Source organism: Mediterraneibacter flintii, from assembly GCF_055387595.1.
Genome location: NZ_AP031405.1, coordinates 3472485 through 3493185, shown reverse-complemented (window position 1 = coordinate 3493185; position 20701 = coordinate 3472485). Strand labels below are relative to the sequence as shown.

The window sequence follows — 20701 nt, the reverse complement described above, 5'->3', positions numbered from 1 at the left end:
CAGGTTTAAGCTATTCTTCTTCATCCTCTGCCATCCGGTATCCGACGCCTACTTCTGTAAAAATATATTCCGGCTGTGCAGGATCAGATTCAATTTTCCTCCGGATATTTGCCATATTAACACGAAGAATTTTATTGTCATCATCTGCAAAAGGCCCCCAGACATTCGATAAAATAGAAGCATATGTGATGACCTTTCCGGAATTTTGTGCCAGATAAGAGACGATTTTATATTCGATTGGCGTCAAATGCACGATAGACTCATTGACGGTAAGGAGCCTGCGTGTAAAGTCCAGAATCATCCCCTTATGGCGGTAAGGACGTATATAAAGAGGGTTGTCTGTATTCATCCGGTTGCTGTGGCGGAGGGAAGCACGTATACGCGCCAGAAGCTCGGAAGTACCAAAGGGCTTGGTGATATAATCATCTGCCCCTTGATCGAGGGCGGTTACTTTCTCACGTTCTGCATTGCGGGCGGAAATGACAATGATAGGAGTACTAGTCCAGGTACGTACTTCTTGGATGATCGCATTTCCACTTATATCAGGGAGTCCCAGATCGAGCAGAATAATATCAGGACACTGTGAACGGATAAGCTCTAGTCCGTCCCGCCCGTTGTCTGCACAGAAAACACGATAGTCGTGGCGTTTTAATATTTTCCCCATAAAAGTCTGTATATTTTTTTCGTCTTCAATAATCAGAACTGAAAATTTATGCGGCATAGTTTTCCTCCTTATCTTTAGGCAGTGTAAATGAGAATTCTGCACCACGGCTGTGATTCGCGGCAGTGATGACCCCATCATGTGCCTGTACGATTGTTTTGCAGATGGAAAGCCCGATTCCGATTCCTTTGTGACCGTCGGAAGAATCAGAAGAATACTGCCCTTCAAATATAAACGGCAGTTGTTTTTCATCCAGTCCAATTCCATAATCCCGAATAATAAATGTGACCGATTCAGGGTCTTCTATGATGATTAAATCGGAGGGTTCCTTACTTCCAGAATGAATAAAAGAGTTTTCCAGAAGATTGATTAAAACCTGCTCGATTAAGGTGGCATCCAAAGGAAGCATAAGGAAGTCATTGGGCATGGTCACTTTGACTTTCATATCCGGATGACGCTTCTGGAGTCGTAAAATTGCCTCAGAGACAACCTCTTCTACAACTTCGAGCGATTTTTTGACTTTTCCGGTATTCCCAGAGATGCGCGTGACTGTCAGTAGATTTTCCACCATATTCAGCAACCATTCGGAATCCTCCTTGATATTGGAAACCAGCTCTGTTCGTTCCGATTCAGACAAGTCACTGTAATTTTCGAGATAAGAAGAGGAAGAACCGATAATGCTGGTGAGTGGGGTACGCAGATCATGGGACACTGCGCGGAGGAGATTTGCGCGCAGCTTTTCCTTATCGGCGTCCATCAGCTTTCGTTCCCGTTCCGCAATCAGGTGTTTCTGTCGTTTCATGGAGGAAGTGATGGCACTGGTTATCAGAGAGATTGCTAACATGCCAATAAAGGTGACTGGATAACCATCCAACGTAAAATTAAGTTTAAAATAAGGGTACGAGAAAAAATAATTGACGGCGACGACCCCGAACAGAGCAGCGGCAATCCCGTATATATAACCATCTGTGTAAAGGGAAATCAAAATCAATGCCAGTATATAAAACAAGGCAATATTAGCTGAATTCTTATGGCCAAAGTGGAAAAACAGAAAGGCAAATGCAGTAGCCAGGCTGAGTAAAAGAAAAGTTGCTGCAAGATCTCTTAAAAGCTTTTTTTTCATGGAAACTTTACTCCTGATTCGTTCTTTTGTTCCCATTATAGGAAAAAGTACACAGATTTACAACACTTATTGAGATGCCTTTTTGTATTTTCGAATACAGGCTCCCAAATTCTATTGTACTAATATTATGATAATGATAAAATGAGTTAGAATCAACTAATTAAATCGGTATAAGGAGGTACAACATGTCTTTTTTTCAGAATACTTGTAAACCAAAAGGATTTGGTGGAAACGTTATGGTTAATATGATGAATGTAGGTCACTCTTCTTTGGCAAACTGGGGATTTACGCATATAAGAATTCAAGATAATGCCATATCATTAGATGTTGGATGCGGTGGCGGCTCAAATATAAGAAAAATGTTAAAAAAAAGTCCAAAAGGTAAAGTTATCGGAATTGATTATTCAGAGATTAGTGTAAAAAAGTCGATAAAAATTAATAAATCGGCAATAGAAAGAAATCGTTGTAAAATTTTTCAAGGTAATGTATTAGAACTCCCTTTTGAGAATGAGACCTTTAACTTAGCAACTGCTTTTGAAACAATATATTTTTGGGCGGATATTGATCAAAGTTTTAGGCAGATATATAGAGTTCTAAAAAAAGATGGTATTTTTATGATTTGTAATGAGTCCAGTGGTGAAAATGACAAAGATAAAAAATGGACAGAGATTATAAAAGGAATGAAAATTTATACTTCTGAACAGATAAAATATGCTTTGAAAAAAGCAGGGTTTGTACAAATAAAAACGGACAAAAATGATAAAGGGTGGATTTGCTTGGTTGCTCAAAAGTAAGAGAGAAACTAATTGCCGCAAATAAACCCAGTAAAAATTAAAATGTTCTTTAATTTCATTGCAAATTGCTTCTTTTTCTTTTATCTGTTTTGTTGATAGCTCTGGTATTTATGCGGGTATTCGTAGTTTTACCTGGTTTTATAGATAGAAAGTATTGACAAATGAAAATCATGCTCCTATAATATGACCTATATTAAAATGAAAACCGCAGATGCAGAGAAGGTATAGGAAAAAACCCGTACAGAGAGCCGGGATGGTGGAAACCGGCAGGTAGTGTTCTTATACATGGGCTGCAGAGGGCGAGGGGAAAGGTGAAAACCAAGTATCCAAGACGTAATGTCTGCGTTAAAGACAGGTGATGTGATTGCATTGCTGAAGAGTGGATCCCTCATGGGATTAATTAAGGTGGTACCGCAGGTATATTTTGATGACTTGTCCTTATTTTCGTTATTGGCGAAAATAAGGACTTTTTTATATCATAGGAAAGTCCTTCGGACTGACCTATGATATAAAAGCCCTTCGGGCAGTATGCTCACGCCGCAATAAGGAAATTTTATCGCTTTGCGGTATTGCGGCGGCGCGCAAAGTCTTGCCGGTCAGAGTGTCTCTTCACATGCAGAAAAGAAGACAGAAAAAGAAAGAGGAGGACAACAACATGAAAACAACAAACAACACAAACACAGGATACAAAGTAGGCAGAGGTATTATAAAGAGGGCAGTAAGCTGCGGTACCGCGGCGGCGCTTGCTCTGACAATGCTTGCGGGATGCCAGAAAGCATCAGAGTCAAAGGCGGATGGAAATACGGAGGTGTATAAAGTAGGGATTATTCAGCACATGGCTCATCCTTCTTTAAATCAGATTAATAAAAAGATACAAGAAACACTGCAGCCGTTAGTGGAGGAAGGAAAAGTGGAAATCGTAGAAAAAAATGCTTCCGGCGATCAGACGATGCTCCCTACAATTATAAAAGGGCTGCTCCAGGATGGCTGTGATATGCTTGTGCCGATTGCTACACCTACAGCACAGGCGGCGGCAGCGGCAACGAGCGATATACCGATTGTATTTTCTGCGGTAAGTACCCCAGTGGAGGCAGGCCTGGTAGAAGATTTTAACAAAACAGACAAAAATATCACAGGAGTCTCCAATGCGATTGCCATTGAGGATATATTCGAGCTGGCACAGGAACTGACTCCAGATGCCAAGACTTTTGGCTTTGTATACAATACGAGTGAGATCAATTCTGTGACTGGAATTGAACGGGCGAGAGAGTATTGCGATGAACATGGTTTGAAATATAAAGAGGCGACTATAACCGGGACAGCGGATGTGGCGCAGGCGGCTTCCTCTCTGGCGGGAGAGGTAGATGCGTTCTTTACGCCGAATGACAATACAGTGGCATCTGCAATGGCGGCATATGTAGAAGTGGCAGATAAGGCGGGAATTCCGGTATACTGCGGCGCGGACTCTATGGTAAATGACGGCGGATTCGCTACGGTAGGCATAGACTATGATGTGTTGGGAGTACAGACGGGTGAGATGATTGAACGGATCATAAATGGAGCAGAAATTGCAGATACACCTGTGGAGCAAGTAGCCGAATACGCAAAGATGCTGAATGTCAGTGAAGCGAAGAAATTAGGGATTGAGATTCCGGCAGAAAAAGAGACAGAATTTCAACTGATTGGCGAATAGAAGGAACAGGTACGGGAACAAAAGGCAGCTTGAAAGAAATTTGTAAATAGATTCTAGGTTGAGACGGGGTGTAAAAGATGAGCAAAATTGTAATACTTGGGGCAGGGCATGTGGGTTCTCTATGTGCGTTGAATCTGGCGGCTCTTGGAATTTGTCGGGAAATTGTATTGATTGATAAAATAGAAGGGAAGGCAGATGCGCAGGCAAAGGATGTATCTGACGCGACAGTATTTATGAACAGTATGACGGTTGTCAGGGAAGGAAGCTATACGGATTGTGATGATGCACAGATTCTTGTCAATGCGATCGGTGTGCCTCGTAAACCAGGGCAGACGCGGCTGGACATGATGGAGGATAGCATTGCACGCATGGAAGAAGTGACAGAAAAGCTAAAAGAGACTTCTTTTTCAGGAATTTTCGTGTCTATTACGAATCCCTGTGACGTCGTTGTGAACTATGCAAGAAAAAAGCTTGGAATTCCTAAGAATCGTATTTTTGGTACGGGAACGGCGTTGGATACGGCGCGACTTCGCCTGACGCTTCATAAAATGACGAGGGTAGCGCCGTCCTCCATCCAATGTGTTGCAATGGGGGAGCATGGGGACTCTTCCATGATCCCTTTTTCCAGCATTACATTGATGGGAAAACCGCTTTCAAAATGGCTCGAGGAAAATCCAAAAAGATATGAAGAAGTGTCGGAAAAGACCCTGCTTGAACGGACGCATCAGCTTGGTATGGAGATTATAATAGGAAAAGGTTCTACAGAATTTGGCATTGGGGCAGCGCTGGCAGAAATATGCAAAGCAGTGCTCTTTGACGAGAAAAAGATTCTTCCGGTTTCTGCTTATTTGGAGGGAGAATATGGACAGTGCGGAATCATGGCGGGGGTACCCGCTGTAATCGGTAAGAATGGTGTGGAGGAGATTGTGGAATTACACCTTACAAGGCAGGAACAGGAAGCATTTGTACATTCCTGTGAGGTGATCCGTTCTTACGTGAAAAAGGCAGATAAGGAGGGTTGACAACATGTCATTGTTATTTATCAGTTCTTTACAGGAAGGGTTTGGATATGGGCTGCTTGCGCTGGGAATATACATCACCTTTCGTATTCTAAATACGCCGGATCTGACAACAGATGGGAGCTTTGGACTTGGTATGGCGGTCTCTATTGTATTGACGGCGGCGGGACATCCGGTTTTGTCTTTGGCAGCGGCTCTGGCGGCAGGAGCCCTGGCGGGCTGTGTGACCGGATTTTTACAGACAAAAGTAAAGATACATCCGATTTTAGCGGGAATTTTGACAATGAATGGTCTGTATACTGTAAATCTGATGATTACAGGCGGTAAGTCCAATGTTTCTTCTGCGTCTGCAATTTCTGTGTTTCGTATTTTTGAGGAAAAAACAGGACTTATGTCAGAATATGTAAAAGCAATTGTCCCATTTATGTTTTGTGCTGTTGGGATTGCAGCTCTCGCTGTATTTTTTAAGACTAGAAAAGGGGTGGCAATTCGTGCGACAGGAGACAATGAGGATATGGTACGGGCTTCCTCTATCAATGCAGACGCCTGCAAGCTAGCAGGGCTTGCTCTGGGAAATGCCTGTGTTGCTTTATCCGGTGGAATCATTGGGCAGTCTATGTCTTTCTTTGACGTGGGCTATGGAACTGGAATGGTAGTTGTGGGTCTTGCCTCCGTTATCATTGGGGAGACAATTTTCGGCAGACGCGGTGTGACGGCAGGATTTATCTCTGCTGTGGCAGGCTCTGTAATCTACCGTATATTTATTGCGCTTGCCTTGAAGGTGGAGCTATTTCCGTCCTATGGACTGAAGCTGATTTCTGCAGTGATTGTCGTGATTGCTCTTTCGCTCCCCGCAGTAAAATCATGGGTACAGCTTCGTCAGACACAAAAAAGAGAAAGGAGCAAGCGATGCTAGAATTAAGAGAAGTCAGGAAAACATTTTATTCGGGAACACCAAATGAAAAGAAGGCGTTAAACGGTATTGAGCTTCATCTGGATGCGGGGGAATTTGTGACGGTTATAGGTTCAAACGGAGCAGGAAAGTCTACATTATTTAATGCGATCGGAGGAGCATTTCTCATAGACAGCGGTGTGATTCAATTAGACGGCAGAAATATTACTTCTATGAAAGAATATAAACGTGCCTTTGATATAGGGAGACTCTTTCAGGATACCATGAGAGGAACTGCTCCCAACATGACGATAGAGGAAAATCTGGCGCTCGCCTATACGCGAAAAGCAGGAAGGAGCTTCTTCGCGGTAAATAAAAGGGATAAGGAATATTTCAGAGATCTGATAAAAAAACTGGAGCTGGGGCTGGAAGACAGAATGAGAACAAAAGTAGGACAGTTATCCGGAGGACAGAGACAGGCGGTCTCGCTTCTGATGGCAACTATTGCACAGCCGAAGCTTCTTCTTTTAGATGAACATACGGCAGCTCTGGATCCTGCTACTGCGGAGAAGGTCTTAAGGATTACAGAGGATATGATTCAAAAGGATAAAATTACGACGATGATGATTACCCACGATATACAGGCGGCGCTGCGGCTTGGAAATCGTACGGTAATGATGGATGAGGGACAGATTATTTTCGATATTTCCGGGAAAGAAAGAGAAGAAATGACAGTGGAAAAGCTGATGGAATGTTATGAAAAAAACAGCAGGAAGAAACTGGCAAATGACAGGATGCTACTTCATTAAGAAGGCATCCTGCCTATTTAGGACAACAAGACATTAAGAAATCTGTTTATTATTATTTAACCTGCTCCAGATTGGGGAACCATCGGTGTCTCTTTTGAAAATAAACCATTTATTCGCAATATATATTAAAGAAACAATGATGTCTACATATACAAAAACTGTATAAGGAGCAAAGGACATACCGGTAAGCCCGAATAAACTTATATAATAAGCACAACTTGCATTCCAAGGGATCAGAGGCAGAGTAATTGTATTGGCAGTTTCTATTGTACGTGATAATACGCAGCGGTGAATGCCATTTCTGTCGTAAAGAGACTGAAAAATAGAACCGGTTAGGAAGATAGAAACATAGAAATTAGGAATTAGCATAACAATCAGGATGCCTATGATTAGATTTGCAAAAACAAGTTTTCGTGCGGAAGTAATTTTGTGTGCGAAAGTATCAACTACGGTACGTAAATATTCTGTTTTGTCAAGTATTCCTCCTATTCCCAATGCAAGTATTGATACACTAGTCACAGAAAACATAGAAGTAATGCCGCCTTTTGTCAACATAGTATCTACTGTTTGGACACCAGTGTCAGAGATGTAACCGTTATAAAATGCATTTAAAATATCATTGAATTGTATTTCTTGTACAAAAAGTGCCAGAAGTGCCGCTATAATAGCAGAAGTTAGTATTGTTATTAGAGCAGGCATTTTTTTAATGCTCATAACGATGATAGAAAGGATAGGGAGTAGCAGAATGATATTGAAATGAAATTGTTCTGCGAGAGTTTTTTGAACTAAATCTATAGTAGTAGCAGGCTTTGAAAGCGAAGCATGACTATATCCCAGAATAAGAAAAACAACAAAGCTTACTATGATTGCAGGAAGAGAGGTATACGCCATTGAACGGACGTGATGGTATAAATTAATTTCATTCATACTGGCTGTCAGAATAGTTGAATCAGAAATGGGAGAAAGCTTATCACCCAGTACAACGCCGGATATAGCTGCGCCAGCTAACAATGGAAGAGAAAGTCCCATACTGTCTCCCATAGCTATGCACGCGACGCCGATTGTACCGGCGGTTCCCCAGGAAGAGCCTGTAAGGATAGAAATAGCAGCACATAAGAGAAATGTCATAGGAACAATCAGAGAAGGTGTAATAACAGAAAGACCATAATAAACAATCATGGGAACGGTTCCTGACATAATCCATGTAGAAATTAAGACACCCATTGACATTAAAATAATAACTGCCGGAACAGAACGTTTAATACCGTAGATAATAGCATCACCAATAGTATCAGAAGAAAATCCATTTATAATAGAATACCATGAGAGAATAACTAGATTGAGAATTAATAATGCAGATATATTAATTCCCATAAAAACACCAGTAGATAGTATCGCTGCCGTAATAAATAGAGCAATAGCAGATTGAATAAAAGATGGGGACTTTTTATTTATCGACATAATATACCTCTCTTTCACAAACAATTATTACAAAGTTAAATTTGTTTACTTAACGAACAAATTATATGGTAATATATTATCTTTACGGTGTGAAAATGTCAATTAAAACAAGAAAAAAGTTGAAAAATAGTGCAATTTGCACTAAAAATAAAAGGTTGATTTGTGAATAAAAATGATTGACATAACTATATATTACATTTATACTACTAGATAGCAACCTAGCGAACAGGTTAACAGAAAGGGGAACGATATATGAAAATTACAAAAATTGAAGTAATGCGTTTTAACTGTCTAAATCTTACTGATCCAGGTGGATGGAATCCAATTGGATGCAGAATCTACACAGATGAGGGGATTTATGGTGACGGAGAAGCGGCTCTGGCATGGGGAAAAGCTTCACAGGCAGTACTTCACATGATGAAAGATTATGGAGAGGTTTTAATTGGAATGGATCCTTTGGATAATGAGGTGATCTGGGATAAGTTATATAGAGATTACTATTGGGGGCAAAATGGAGGTCCAATTATCTTTGGAGCAATTAGTGCTATTGATATGGCACTTTGGGATATAAAAGGAAAATATTTCAATGTTCCTGTGTATAAACTATTAGGTGGGAAAAAACGTGATAAACTTCGTTGCTATGCAAGTCAACTACATCAAGGGTGGGGAAAAGAATTCGGAGAGCAATACAAAATTGAGCAGTTAGTCGCATCCTGTAAAGCAGCAGTGGATGATGGATATGATTGTATAAAAATAGATTTTTTTACATATAAAGAAGATGGGTCTAGGTTTAACTTTGCTTTAGATAATGTACAGTTCCTGGATCCCCAAAAGATGAATATGCTTGAAGCACGAATAAGTGCAGTTCGAGAAGCCATTGGACCGGATATAGACTTAATTATTGAAAACCATGCATATACAGATACAAATTCTGCTATACAAATTGGAAGAATGGCAGAGAAATATAGAATTATGTATTTTGAAGAACCGAATACAGCGTTTAGACCAATTATTAAAAAGGTATCAGAAGCCGTTCGTATTCCAATTGCACATGGAGAAAGACTCTATTCAAGATGGCAATTCTCTCAGGTGTTTGAAGACGGTTCTGTCAGCGTAATTCAGCCGGATTTAGGAAGCTGCGGAGGAATTACAGAAGGAAAGAAAATATGTGACATGGCGTATACATACGATGTAGGTGTGCAGATACATATATGCGGAAGTCCTCTTTTGACAGCGGCTTCATTACAATTGGAATGTGTAATTCCTAATTTTGTCATCCATGAACACCATAATATCAATTGCAGAGACTACAATATTGAATTATGCGTACATGATTATCAACCGGAAAATGGATATTATAGGATACCTGAAGTGCCAGGGTTGGGAAATGAATATTCACCGGCAGCAATCGAAAGAAGCGATAAAATAATTGTTAAGTAGAATAGCTTAAGGAGGGATGAAAGTGATTGAAGAAGAAAAAAGTACAAAAGTAAAAAGAAAGCCAAATAAAATAGAAGCATTTTCTTCTCTGCTGTTTTTAATTATCGTCGTGTTAATTGGAAATTTCTTTGGAGGAATTGGGATTGGAGCGCCATTGGCGTTAAGTATAGGCTATGTATCTATTATAGCTTGGCGCTGTGGTTATAGTTGGGATGATATTAAAGATGCTATGAGCGAAAAGGTAACCAGTATTCTTGACATCTTTTTTATTCTTCTGGGAGTTGGGTTTTTAGTTGCCGCTTGGATGTTTTCAGGCACGATTCCTACACTAATAACATACATGGTAAAAGTGATAAATCCAGATTATGTGATTGTTCTGACATTTATTTTATGTGCAATTTTATCCATGATTATTGGAACAGGTTGGGGAACGGCAGGCACCCTGGGAGTGGTTATGATTGGACTTGGTCTGACTCTTGGAGTGAATATGCCGGCTCTGGCTGCTGCCGTGGGATGTGGCTCACATGTAGGGCAAATACTTTCACCTATGGCAGATATGGTAAACCTAACGGCAGTACTAGGAAAGAAGCAACCTATGGATATGGCAAAACGTTCTGCTTATTTTGTTATACCCACAGTTATTATTAGTATTATCGTATATTTAATTGTAGGTTTTACGTCGCATGCGTCTAATACTTCATTAGACGAGATCGATGTGATTGTTTCTAGTATGAAAGAGGTATTTCATATTAGCATATTTAGTCTTTTGCCATTTGTATTTCTGCTTATTCTTGCTGTTATGAAAAAACCTATTTTACCAGTTCTATTCAGTAGCGGGCTTATTGCACTTGTTGTTGGAGTATTTGTAAATGGATTTAGCCTGGCAGACGGTCTTATGGTAGTCCACGAAGGATTTTCTTTATCAACACTTGGAATTGATTCTAGCACTGTAAATCCAATTGTGGTTACGCTAGTAGAAAGAGGCGGAATGCTTTCTTTTGCCAGTGTTTTTGTTACTCTTTTTCTTGCATTGGGATATGCGGGAATCATGGTTAAAATTGGAAGTTTGGATGTTATAGTAACAACGTTGTTTGGAAAAATTAAAAATACAGTCGGGCTTGCAGTCAGTACATGCTTGGTAGGAATTATAACTGCAGCAAGCACATCAAATTCATATCTGACACTATTGTTGCCAGTGGAATTGTTAGGAGAAAAATATGAACAGAACGGCTGGGATATTTCAAATGCAGCGGCAGTATCGGGTTCTGTTGGAACGATTATTATGATGGTAATTCCATGGACGACAACAGGGCTGTATATTTCGGAAGTTACGGGAGTACCAATCCTCAAATTTGCACCGTATGCAATTCTCTCATATGGATGTTGCATTATTGCGGTTATAACGTCATTTATTAAGTTTGGATGGGAGAAGAAAAGAACGGAAATATAAGAGGATTCAAGTAAAATGATTCCTGTGTTGTTTAAAAAGTTAGGCAAAAGAAGGAAATTGTTTTTTGCCTGACTTTTTTGTGCGGGTGAAAGCTTATAGATTAACTATAGAAGCAGAAGTGAAGTACACGTTGATTTACAAAGGGGGGTCTGATATAATCAAGACAGCGATAGATTGGAAAGCGGTGAAGATGATGATAAAAGAGAATGATATTGAAAAAGTCGAGAAAATATCTATGGTTGAGCAGGTTTTTATGAAGTTGAAAACCATGATTACAAATGGAACATTGCAGCCAGGAGATAAATTACCCAGTGAAGCAGAGCTTGCAGAAATGTTTGGATGCAACCGCTTGACAATACGAATGGCTTTGCAGAAGTTAAATGCTGGCGGAATTTTAGAAACGCGTGTTGGAAGCGGAACCTATGTAAAAGAGTTTTCTATTTCTGATTTTTTTAAAGAATTTGGAGATGTTATTTTTACAAATATAAATATGAATGAAGTTTTAGGATTGCGTAAATTGATTGAAGTTGAGTCCTGTATGAACGCAATTGAAAAAGCACAGCCAGAAGACAAAATAGTCTTGAAAAAAAGACTGGAAGAGTACCTTGAAGCAAAAAAGAATTATTTAATGAAAAAAGATAAAGATTTCAACAGTTCTGATTTTAAAAAACTTATAAATATGGATATGGCTTTTCATAGGCAGATTTGTCTATGCGGACATAATAGAATCTATTACGAAATATTTTTAATTATTGAAAATTTGATAAAGTTGCATCTAATTAAAGAATTGAAGCAACGTATATATAATGAAAGAAGTAACGAGGATGACAATCATGTAATAATTTACAGAGCAATTATCGAGAAAGATAAGGATAGAGCACGAAAAGCATATATGTCTGTTTTAGAAATTTCATCATAATCGGAAAAATATAAAATAATTGCCATAAAAAAATAATAAAAAAAATTAAAAAAATATAAAAATCATATTGAATTTTTTAAGGTGAAGTGATAAAGTAAACAAGGAACACGCAAAATGCAGTGAATGGGACACGCGGCATAGATATTTTCAGTACAGAGAGCCGTTGGAAGGTGGAAAACGGTGTGAGAGGTTTATGAGGCATCCCCCAGGAGCATCCCTCTGAACGTAATTAGAGTAAGAAGGGACGGTTTCTCACCGTTAAAAGAGATGCTGTTATTAGAACGACAGCAGGTGAGTGGCTATAAAAGTAATTATGGCAGACAGAGTGGTACCGCGGAATTGGATTTCGCCTCTGTAATTCCTCAAGGGAGTTACAGAGGTTTTTGTTTTGCCATATGACCTAAGCGGTAAATATGCATTGACTGTGTGGAATAAACGAAAGAAAGAAGGATGAAGAAATGAGTGGAATACTTATGATGGTGATCGCCCTTGTAGTGCTTATCGGAGCATATCTGATATACGGGCGGTATCTTCAGAACAAATGGGGTATTGATCCAAATGCCAAGACACCGGCATATGAGATGGAGGACGGTGTTGACTATGTTCCGGCAGATACAAATGTTGTATTTGGTCATCAGTTTGCCTCTATTGCAGGTGCAGGCCCAATTAACGGGCCAATCCAGGCAGCGATTTTCGGATGGCTTCCCGTACTTCTCTGGATCTTAATCGGAGGGGTATTCTTTGGAGCTGTGCAGGACTTCGCGGCGATGTACGCCTCTGTAAAGAATAAGGGACGTACAATCGGTTATATTATCGAAGAGTATATTGGAAAGACAGGAAAGAAGCTGTTCCTGTTATTCTGCTGGTTGTTCTGTATCCTGGTTGTGGCTGCTTTCGCAGATGTTGTGGCAGGCACATTCAATGGATTTTCTGTGGATACAGAGACGGGAAAAGTGCTTGGAACCATTACGGCAAATGGAGCAGTTGCGACTACTTCTATGATTTTTATCGTAGAAGCAGTAGCGCTTGGTATGCTGTTGAAATATGGAAAGCTGAATAAATGGGTGAATACAGCGATCGCGATCATTCTGCTTGTAGTGGCAGTAGCGCTTGGCTTAAAATTCCCAATCTATGTAAGCCAGGGCACATGGCATATTATCATTTTTATTTATATATTAATTGCTTCTGTCGTGCCGGTATGGGCGCTGCTTCAGCCGCGTGATTATTTGAACAGTTATCTGTTAATCTTTATGATTGTAGCAGCGATTGTAGGTGTATTTGTATCCAATCCGCAATGTAATCTGGAGGCATTTACCAGCTTTAACGTAGACGGACAGTATCTGTTCCCGATTCTGTTTGTAACGATAGCCTGTGGAGCAGTATCTGGATTCCATTCATTGGTGTCTTCCGGGACTGCTTCTAAGCAGATCAAGAATGAAAAGAATATGCTTCCAGTATCCTTTGGAGCAATGCTGATGGAGAGTATGCTTGCTGTTATTGCGCTGATCGCAGTTGCTTCCTTTGCTGCCGGCGAAGCAGCCGAGCAGGGGCTGACAACACAGCCGCAGATTTTTGCAGGAGCGATCGCTAACTTCCTGACAGCAGTCGGATTGCCGTACAGCCTTGTATTTACATTGATTAATTTGGCAGTATCAGCGTTTGCCCTTACGTCTTTAGACTCTGTTGCGCGAGTTGGAAGACTTTCTTTCCAGGAATTTTGGCTGGATGATGATGTAGATGAGAAGAACATGAGCCCATTCTTGAAGCTTATGACGAACAAATACTTTGCGACTGTCATTACACTGGTTCTGGCATACCTGCTGGCAAAAGTCGGATACCAGAAGATATGGCCGCTGTTTGGTTCTGCAAACCAGTTGTTGTCCGTACTCGCCTTGGTAGCGTGTGCTGTATTCTTAAAGAAAACAAAACGGCAGGGTGTTATGCTCTGGCTTCCTATGGTATTTATGATGGCAGTAACGTTTACCGCACTTGGAATGACAATCTACAGTCTGGGCGGACAGTTTATTGCAGGTAAGCTGGATCTGGGCAATACATTGCAGTTGATCTTTGCGATTCTGCTTCTGATTCTCGGAGTGATTGTCGCACTTCAAGGAATTAAGAAGCTGTCAGAAAAAACAGATAAGGCGGCAGCCTAAGAACATTGATACCGTGTTTTGTGCATACTGTGCAAAACGCGGTATATATGTATTGGCAAGAAATGACGAAATTAGGCAGAATATAAGAAAACAACTTACTTCCTGTCAGAAAAGATGGTAAAATAAATAACAGAGGCATTAAAGAAAGACCGCTACAGTATTTGTACCGGTCTTTTTTTGGCTATACTAAAAATAATAGTAAAACATAGAAAGGAGGACTAATATGCTTAAATCTGGAGACGCAGTTGTGTATAAATGCAGAGGAGTCTATAAAGTAGCGGATATTGGGACGTTAAACTTTTCGTTTGCAGACAGAAAGAAAAGGTATTATACCTTACAGTCTATAGAAAATGCGCGGGACAAGGCGTATATACCTACGGACGATGAGAGAAATATCCGAAAGCCGGTCAGCAGAGAAGAGGCGCTGGAATTGATTAGAAAACTGGACGATATAGAGACACTTGGGATCAAGAATGAAAAGCTGAGGGAGCAGGAATATAAGAACTGTATTTCCGGATATCAGCCGGAGAACTGGGTGAGAGTGCTCAAGACATTATACAAAAGGACAAAGAGCCGCGGCAGTATCACAAGTATGGATAAAAAATACCAGGTGCTTTTAGAGCACGCGCTTTACAGTGAGTTTGCGTTTTCACTTGGAATTCCAAAAAATGAAATACCAGAATTTATCAGAGGACAGAGAAAAGAAAAATGAAATCTATTTCTTGCGAAAAATGCAGGTACATGGTATACTCCTTCTAAAAACATTTTAGGAGGAGTTATTTTTTATGGATGCAGACCCTGCGGGAAATTCATGTATTTCTACTTTATTGTTACTGGTGTTTTTTACATTAATGAATGCGTACTTTGCCGGTGCGGAGATGGCAGTCGTATCGGTAAATAAGAACCGGATACGGGCGCTTGCCTCGGAAGGAAATAAGAAGGCAAAAGTCATTGAAAGCCTGTTTGATGATTCGACGAAGTTTTTGTCAACGATTCAGGTTGCGATTACATTTGCTGGATTTTATTCCAGTGCTTCTGCGGCGGCGGGACTTGCCCCGTATGTTGCCGGATGGCTTGAAAATTATCAAATTCCATACAGCGCCGGGATTGCGCGCAATGGACTGACATTGATTCTGATGTTCTTTAATCTGGTTTTGGGAGAGCTGGTACCCAAAAGAATTGCTTTGCAGAGAGCAGAAGGCTTCTGTATGTTGACAGTCATGCCGATACATTATATATCGATTGTATTGTCTCCATTTATTAAGCTGCTGTCTGTATCGACAAAGGTTGTTCTTAGAATGTTACGGATGAAAACAGAAGATCAGGAAGAGGCAGTGACAGAGGAAGAAATCAAGGCGCTTCTGAAAATGGGAAGTGAAACAGGAACGTTTGATGACGAGGAGCGCGAGATGATAGATTCTGTTTTTGCATTTGATGACAGGACGGCAAAGGAGATTATGGTTCCCAGGAGGGATGTATATACATTAGATATAGAAGAACCGTTTGACAATATGCTGGATGAAATTCTGGAGTCGAGACATTCCAGAATACCAGTGTATGAAGAAAATATTGATAATATCATCGGAATCCTGCATGTGAAGGATGTTATGATTGAAATGCGTAAAAGAGGAATAGAAAAGATGGATATCCGCGGCATGCTGCATAAGCCATTCTTTGTACCGGAGACAAAGGAAGCGGCGGAGTTATTTAGGCAGATGCAGGAATCAAGGCGTCATATGGCAGTACTGGTAGATGAGTATGGAGGGTTCTCTGGAATTGTGACGGTGGAAGACCTGGTGGAAGAAATTATGGGTGACATCAATGAAGAGTACGAAGAGGTAGAACCAGAGATTGAACGTCTGAAAGAGAATACCTATCGTTTGGACGGAAGTGTGTTGATAGAAGACGTAAACGAAGAGCTAGAACTGAAACTGGAAACAGAAAATTATGATACCCTGTCAGGTTATCTGATCGAACGCCTGGGATATATTCCGGGAAAAGAGGATAAAGCAGTGGTAGAAGAAGGGAATTTACTGTTTACAGTCGAACAGGTCAAAGACAACCGAATCAGCAAGGTACTTCTTTCTATCCAAGAAGCGCAAAAGAAATAGAATTCATATTGAACTTGCGGGCCTGCAAAGGTATAATATTCAGGTAGACTGTTAGAGAATCAAAGGAGAATCATAAGTATGGAAATGTTATCAATCGAGCAGGAGCTTCGAAACAATTCTTACCCTGGAAGGGGAATCATCATCGGCAGAACCACAGACGGAAAAAAGGCCGTTGCCGCTTATTTTATCATGGGACGCAGCGTAAACAGCAGGAACCGCATTTTTGTAGAAGAAGGAGAGGGAATCCGCACGCAGGCGTATGATGAATCGAAGCTGACGGATCCAAGCTTGATTATCTATGCTCCTGTGCGGGTTTTAGGAAATAAAACCATTGTGACGAATGGGGATCAGACAGATACGATCTACGAAGGCATGGACAAGCAGCTCACCTTTGAACAGACACTGCGCACCCGCGAATTTGAACCGGATGCTCCGAACTATACACCGCGTATATCTGGGATCCTGCATATTGAGAATGGAAAATACAATTATGCAATGTCTATTTTAAAAAGTAATAACGGAGATCCAAAAAGCTGTAACAGATATACCTTTGCTTATGAAAATCCGGCGGCAGGAGAAGGGCATTTTATTCACACATATAAATGTGACGGAGATCCCCTGCCAAGCTTTGAGGGGGAACCGAAGCTGGTGGCTGTATCAGACGACATAGATACATTTACACAGCTTTTGTGGAACAGCTTAAATGAAGAGAATAAGGTGTCTTTGTTTGTACGGTATATTGAGATTGAGACCGGAAAACATGAGACAAGAATCGTAAATAAAAACGTAAATAAAAATAAATAAGGAGCGCTTGAGATCATGAAAGAATTAGAATTAAAATACGGATGCAACCCGAACCAGAAACCGTCCAGAATCTACATGCAGGATGGAAGTGACCTGCCGATCCAGGTGCTTGGCGGACGTCCTGGCTACATTAATTTTCTGGATGCGTTCAATGGATGGCAGCTTGTCAGTGAATTAAAGAAAGCAACGGGGCTTCCTGCGGCGACCTCTTTTAAACATGTGTCTCCGGCGGGAGCAGCGGTGGGGCTGCCGTTGACAGATACACTTGCGAAGATTTACTGGGTGGATGACCTAGGAGAGATCTCTCCTCTTGCCTGTGCTTATGCAAGGGCGCGGGGAGCTGACAGAATGTCGTCCTTTGGAGATTTTATCGCCCTGTCCGATGTTTGCGATACAGATACGGCAAGATTGATAAAAAGAGAAGTGTCTGACGGTGTGATTGCGCCGGGGTATGAACCGGAGGCGCTTGCACTGCTTAAACAGAAGAAAAAAGGAAACTACAATATCATTCAGATAGATGCAGATTATGTGCCGGCGGTCTTGGAACATAAGGAAGTATTCGGCATTACCTTTGAACAGGGTAGAAACGAGCTGCATATTGATAAGGATTTCTTTTCTGATGTGGTGACGGAGAAAAAAGAAATTCCGGACGCGGCAAAGATTGACCTTGCGATTGCAATGATTACTTTAAAATATACCCAGTCAAATTCCGTATGTTATGTAAAAGGCGGACAGGCAATCGGAATCGGAGCCGGACAGCAGTCAAGAATCCACTGTACGCGTCTTGCCGGACAGAAGGCGGACAACTGGTGGCTCAGACAAAGCCCGCAGGTACTTGGACTGAAATTCAAGGAAGGAATCGGACGTGCTGACAGAGATAATGCGATTGATTTGTATATCGGAGAGGAATACATGGACGTCCTTGCAGACGGCGTATGGGAAAAGACATTTGAAGAAAAGCCGGAAATATTTACAAGAGAAGAAAAGAGAGCATGGCTTGATAAAATGACAGATGTTGCACTTGGATCGGACGCATTCTTCCCATTTGGCGACAATATTGAACGGGCACACAAAAGCGGCGTAAAATATATCGCACAGCCCGGCGGCTCTGTCAGAGATGATCATGTGATCGCTGCGTGCAATAAGTATCAGATGGTAATGGCATTTACGGGAATCCGTCTGTTCCATCATTAAAGGTATACCTTATCGGGCGAAGCCCGCCGTTCCGAAGGGAATGAATTACGGTATGCCCTTCAGGGTATAGTATTTGCCCCTTTTGGCTTGGACAATAGCCCCATAACAAGAGACAGACAAAGGGAGAGAAAAGATGATCATAGAGACAAGAAGCCCTGAAGAAACATTTTCGGTTGGCCGGCGTCTGGGAGAAAAGGCGCGGGCCGGACAGGTCTTTACCCTGACCGGAGATCTGGGGGTGGGGAAAACAGTCTTAACACAAGGATTTGCAAGAGGGCTTGGAATTAAAGAGCCGGTGAACAGTCCTACCTTTACGATTGTACAGGTTTATGAAGATGGCAGGCTTCCATTTTATCATTTTGACGTCTACCGTATCGGGGATATAGAAGAGATGGACGAGGTTGGATTCGAGGAGTACATCCTGGGAGACGGCGTGTCTTTCATTGAATGGGCAAACCTGATAGAGGAAATACTGCCTGTGCCCCGTACAGAGATTGTAATTGAAAAGGCTCTGGAGCAGGGCTTTGAATACAGAAGAATCACAATCGAAGAGGTACAGTAAAGGCAGAGAGATGAAGGGGTCAGGCAGATACTGACCCCGTTTTACCTTGTAAAACGAAAAGGAGAGGAATCCATGAAAGTATTGGCGATTGACAGCTCCGGTCTGACAGCGACGGTCGCTATTGTAGACGAGATGCAGACGATTGCGGAGTATACAGTCAATTATAAGAAAACACATTCGCAGACATTGCTGCCAATGATAAGTGAAATCGTAAAAATGGTAGAGCTTAACCTAAAGGAGATTGACGCGGTAGCAGTAGCAGGAGGGCCAGGCTCTTTTACTGGACTTCGGATTGGCTCCGCGACGGCGAAAGGGTTAGGACTGGCCTTAGAAAAACCAGTGATTTCTGTGCCGACTGTAGATGCGCTTGCCTACAATGTATATGGATACAGCGACATCATCTGTCCGATTATGGATGCCAGAAGAAACCAGGTTTATACAGGCATGTATACATTTTCCAAAAAGGCGGGGGAAACGGAAGGAGAAAACTTAATAAAGCCTGTTTTTCAAGTTATGAAAATGCAGATGGCAGTTTCTGTAGAGGAACTGATAACGCGGCTGAACAGATACGGACGCCCTGTGGTATTTTTAGGAGACGGCGTGCCGGTCTACAGTGCCTGCTTTAAAGAGTCGCTGAAGGTGCCGTATTCCTTTGCTCCCTCTTATATGAACAGACAGCGGGCGGCGGCACTTGGCGCCCTGGGGATTGTGTACTACAAAGCCGGTAGATATGAGTCTGCGGCGGAACATAAACCGGAGTATCTGCGGGTATCCCAGGCGGAGAGAGAACGGGCTTTAAGGGAAAAGAATGCGAAATTAGTGATAAGAGAATTAAAAGAAGAGGACGCCGCAGCGGTATCCGAAATGGAACGGCAGTTATTTTCGGACGGCTGGAGTGAAAAAGGAATACTGGAGACAGTGAAAAATCCAAATACCATCTGTCTTGCCGCCGAGAAGGCAGAAAAGCTGATCGGTTACTTGTTTGTATATTTTGTGGCAGGCGAAGGAGAGATTGCCAAGATTGCTGTAGCGCGGGAAAACCAAAGACAGGGGATAGCGCGCCAGATGATGAAAGAGCTGGAGCGTATCTGTAAGTCGCGGAGAATAGGAAAGCTGATGCTCGATGTAAGACAGAGCAATCAGACAGCGCGGGCGTTTTATACGTCACAGGGGTTTGCCCTGGATGGGGAACGGAAATGTTTTTATGAAAAACCATCTGAGGATGCTGTGCTGATGAGCAAAGAGATTATGTATTGGTAAAAAAGACCTGGAAATAACGGGCAGTGTAAGGAAGCACTTCCCAGTTGGAAATCAGACAAAGTACCGTTATAATGTAGGCGTAGCAAGTAGAAAAACTGTTTTGCACAGGAGGAGATTGTATGCGCCAGTATCAATTGAAAGAAACAAAAGAAGTGAAAAAAATCATTTGTAATAAATGTGGGAAGGAGATTCCGGTAGTAAACGAAAGGGCGGAAGAAGGCGTATTCTGTGTAGACTATACATGGGGATATTTTTCCGAGAAAGATGGAGAGAGACACACATTTGATCTATGTGAGGACTGTTACGACGAGATGATCCGTGACTTTCGAATACCGGTGGAAACAAAAGGATAG

19 protein-coding genes and 1 other annotated feature are annotated in these 20701 nt (G+C 41.5%); of the genes, 16 read left to right on the top strand and 3 right to left on the bottom strand.

The annotated features are described in order from the left end of the window. Positions 1 to 10 precede the first annotated feature (10 nt). Together ACZ5C4_RS16675 and ACZ5C4_RS16670 are read right to left on the bottom strand one after the other, a co-directional pair. Positions 11 to 721 (bottom strand): response regulator, encoded by a 711-nt coding sequence (locus ACZ5C4_RS16675; protein WP_464521962.1) that lies wholly within the window; start codon positions 719 to 721, stop codon positions 11 to 13. Next, a complete protein-coding gene (locus tag ACZ5C4_RS16670) occupies positions 711 to 1784 on the bottom strand; it encodes a sensor histidine kinase (protein ID WP_464521961.1) in 1074 nt (357 codons plus the stop codon). The genes ACZ5C4_RS16675 and ACZ5C4_RS16670 overlap by 11 nt, the downstream gene beginning before the upstream one ends. 185 nt (positions 1785 to 1969) lie before the next feature. Between ACZ5C4_RS16670 and ACZ5C4_RS16665 the strand changes: the two genes are divergently transcribed. The 5 genes from ACZ5C4_RS16665 (at position 1970) to ACZ5C4_RS16645 (ending at position 6991) form a co-directional block, all read left to right on the top strand. Beyond that, positions 1970 to 2578, top strand: coding sequence for a class I SAM-dependent methyltransferase (locus tag ACZ5C4_RS16665; protein WP_464521960.1), 609 nt, complete (start codon positions 1970 to 1972; stop codon positions 2576 to 2578). Positions 2579 to 3233: 655 nt separating this feature from the next. Further along, positions 3234 to 4271: an ABC transporter substrate binding protein gene (locus ACZ5C4_RS16660; protein ID WP_464521959.1), complete on the top strand. Its 1038-nt coding sequence runs from the start codon at positions 3234 to 3236 to the stop codon at positions 4269 to 4271. Between the two features lie 77 nt (positions 4272 to 4348). Next, a complete protein-coding gene (locus ACZ5C4_RS16655; protein WP_464521958.1) occupies positions 4349 to 5293 on the top strand; it encodes an L-lactate dehydrogenase in 945 nt (314 codons plus the stop codon). Between the two features lie 4 nt (positions 5294 to 5297). Beyond that, positions 5298 to 6206 (top strand): ABC transporter permease, encoded by a 909-nt coding sequence (locus ACZ5C4_RS16650; protein ID WP_464521957.1) that lies wholly within the window; start codon positions 5298 to 5300, stop codon positions 6204 to 6206. Then, positions 6200 to 6991 carry an ABC transporter ATP-binding protein gene (locus ACZ5C4_RS16645; RefSeq protein ID WP_464521956.1) on the top strand — a complete coding sequence of 264 codons (792 nt, stop codon included), beginning with the start codon at positions 6200 to 6202 and terminating at the stop codon, positions 6989 to 6991. The genes ACZ5C4_RS16650 and ACZ5C4_RS16645 overlap by 7 nt, the downstream gene beginning before the upstream one ends. Positions 6992 to 7024: 33 nt before the next feature. Here ACZ5C4_RS16645 and nhaC read toward each other — a convergent pair whose 3' ends face one another. After that, on the bottom strand, positions 7025 to 8452 hold the full coding sequence (gene nhaC / locus ACZ5C4_RS16640) for a Na+/H+ antiporter NhaC (RefSeq protein WP_464521955.1): 1428 nt from the start codon (positions 8450 to 8452) through the stop codon (positions 7025 to 7027). 252 nt (positions 8453 to 8704) lie between these two features. Here nhaC and ACZ5C4_RS16635 point away from each other — a divergent pair, with 252 nt between their 5' ends. The 11 genes from ACZ5C4_RS16635 (at position 8705) to ACZ5C4_RS16585 (ending at position 20701) form a co-directional block, all read left to right on the top strand. Continuing rightward, positions 8705 to 9892, top strand: a complete 1188-nt coding sequence (locus ACZ5C4_RS16635; protein WP_464521954.1) for a mandelate racemase/muconate lactonizing enzyme family protein — start codon at positions 8705 to 8707, stop codon at positions 9890 to 9892. A 22-nt stretch (positions 9893 to 9914) separates the two neighbouring features. After that, positions 9915 to 11342 (top strand): Na+/H+ antiporter NhaC family protein, encoded by a 1428-nt coding sequence (locus ACZ5C4_RS16630; RefSeq protein WP_464521953.1) that lies wholly within the window; start codon positions 9915 to 9917, stop codon positions 11340 to 11342. Between the two features lie 64 nt (positions 11343 to 11406). After that, the gene (locus tag ACZ5C4_RS16625) at positions 11407 to 12261 is read left to right on the top strand and encodes a FadR/GntR family transcriptional regulator (protein ID WP_464521952.1); all 855 of its coding nucleotides are present in this window, start codon (positions 11407 to 11409) and stop codon (positions 12259 to 12261) included. A 110-nt stretch (positions 12262 to 12371) separates the two neighbouring features. Further along, positions 12372 to 12618: a binding site (T-box leader), on the top strand. Between the two features lie 101 nt (positions 12619 to 12719). Continuing rightward, the gene (locus ACZ5C4_RS16620) at positions 12720 to 14417 is read left to right on the top strand and encodes a carbon starvation CstA family protein (protein ID WP_464521951.1); all 1698 of its coding nucleotides are present in this window, start codon (positions 12720 to 12722) and stop codon (positions 14415 to 14417) included. A gap of 223 nt (positions 14418 to 14640) precedes the next feature. Continuing rightward, the gene (locus ACZ5C4_RS16615; protein WP_464521950.1) at positions 14641 to 15129 is read left to right on the top strand and encodes a CarD family transcriptional regulator; all 489 of its coding nucleotides are present in this window, start codon (positions 14641 to 14643) and stop codon (positions 15127 to 15129) included. Between the two features lie 73 nt (positions 15130 to 15202). After that, on the top strand, positions 15203 to 16528 hold the full coding sequence (locus tag ACZ5C4_RS16610) for a hemolysin family protein (protein WP_464521949.1): 1326 nt from the start codon (positions 15203 to 15205) through the stop codon (positions 16526 to 16528). Positions 16529 to 16606: 78 nt separating this feature from the next. Further along, positions 16607 to 17332, top strand: coding sequence for an IMP cyclohydrolase (locus tag ACZ5C4_RS16605; protein WP_464521948.1), 726 nt, complete (start codon positions 16607 to 16609; stop codon positions 17330 to 17332). Positions 17333 to 17347: 15 nt separating this feature from the next. Then, positions 17348 to 18526, top strand: a complete 1179-nt coding sequence (locus ACZ5C4_RS16600) for a phosphoribosylaminoimidazolecarboxamide formyltransferase (RefSeq protein WP_464521947.1) — start codon at positions 17348 to 17350, stop codon at positions 18524 to 18526. Between the two features lie 133 nt (positions 18527 to 18659). After that, positions 18660 to 19088: a tRNA (adenosine(37)-N6)-threonylcarbamoyltransferase complex ATPase subunit type 1 TsaE gene (tsaE, locus tag ACZ5C4_RS16595; RefSeq protein WP_464521946.1), complete on the top strand. Its 429-nt coding sequence runs from the start codon at positions 18660 to 18662 to the stop codon at positions 19086 to 19088. A gap of 72 nt (positions 19089 to 19160) precedes the next feature. Continuing rightward, entirely contained in the window at positions 19161 to 20348 is a 1188-nt protein-coding gene (gene tsaB, locus ACZ5C4_RS16590; RefSeq protein ID WP_464521945.1) for a tRNA (adenosine(37)-N6)-threonylcarbamoyltransferase complex dimerization subunit type 1 TsaB, read from the top strand. 119 nt (positions 20349 to 20467) lie between these two features. After that, positions 20468 to 20701 carry a hypothetical protein gene (locus tag ACZ5C4_RS16585; RefSeq protein ID WP_464521944.1) on the top strand — a complete coding sequence of 78 codons (234 nt, stop codon included), beginning with the start codon at positions 20468 to 20470 and terminating at the stop codon, positions 20699 to 20701.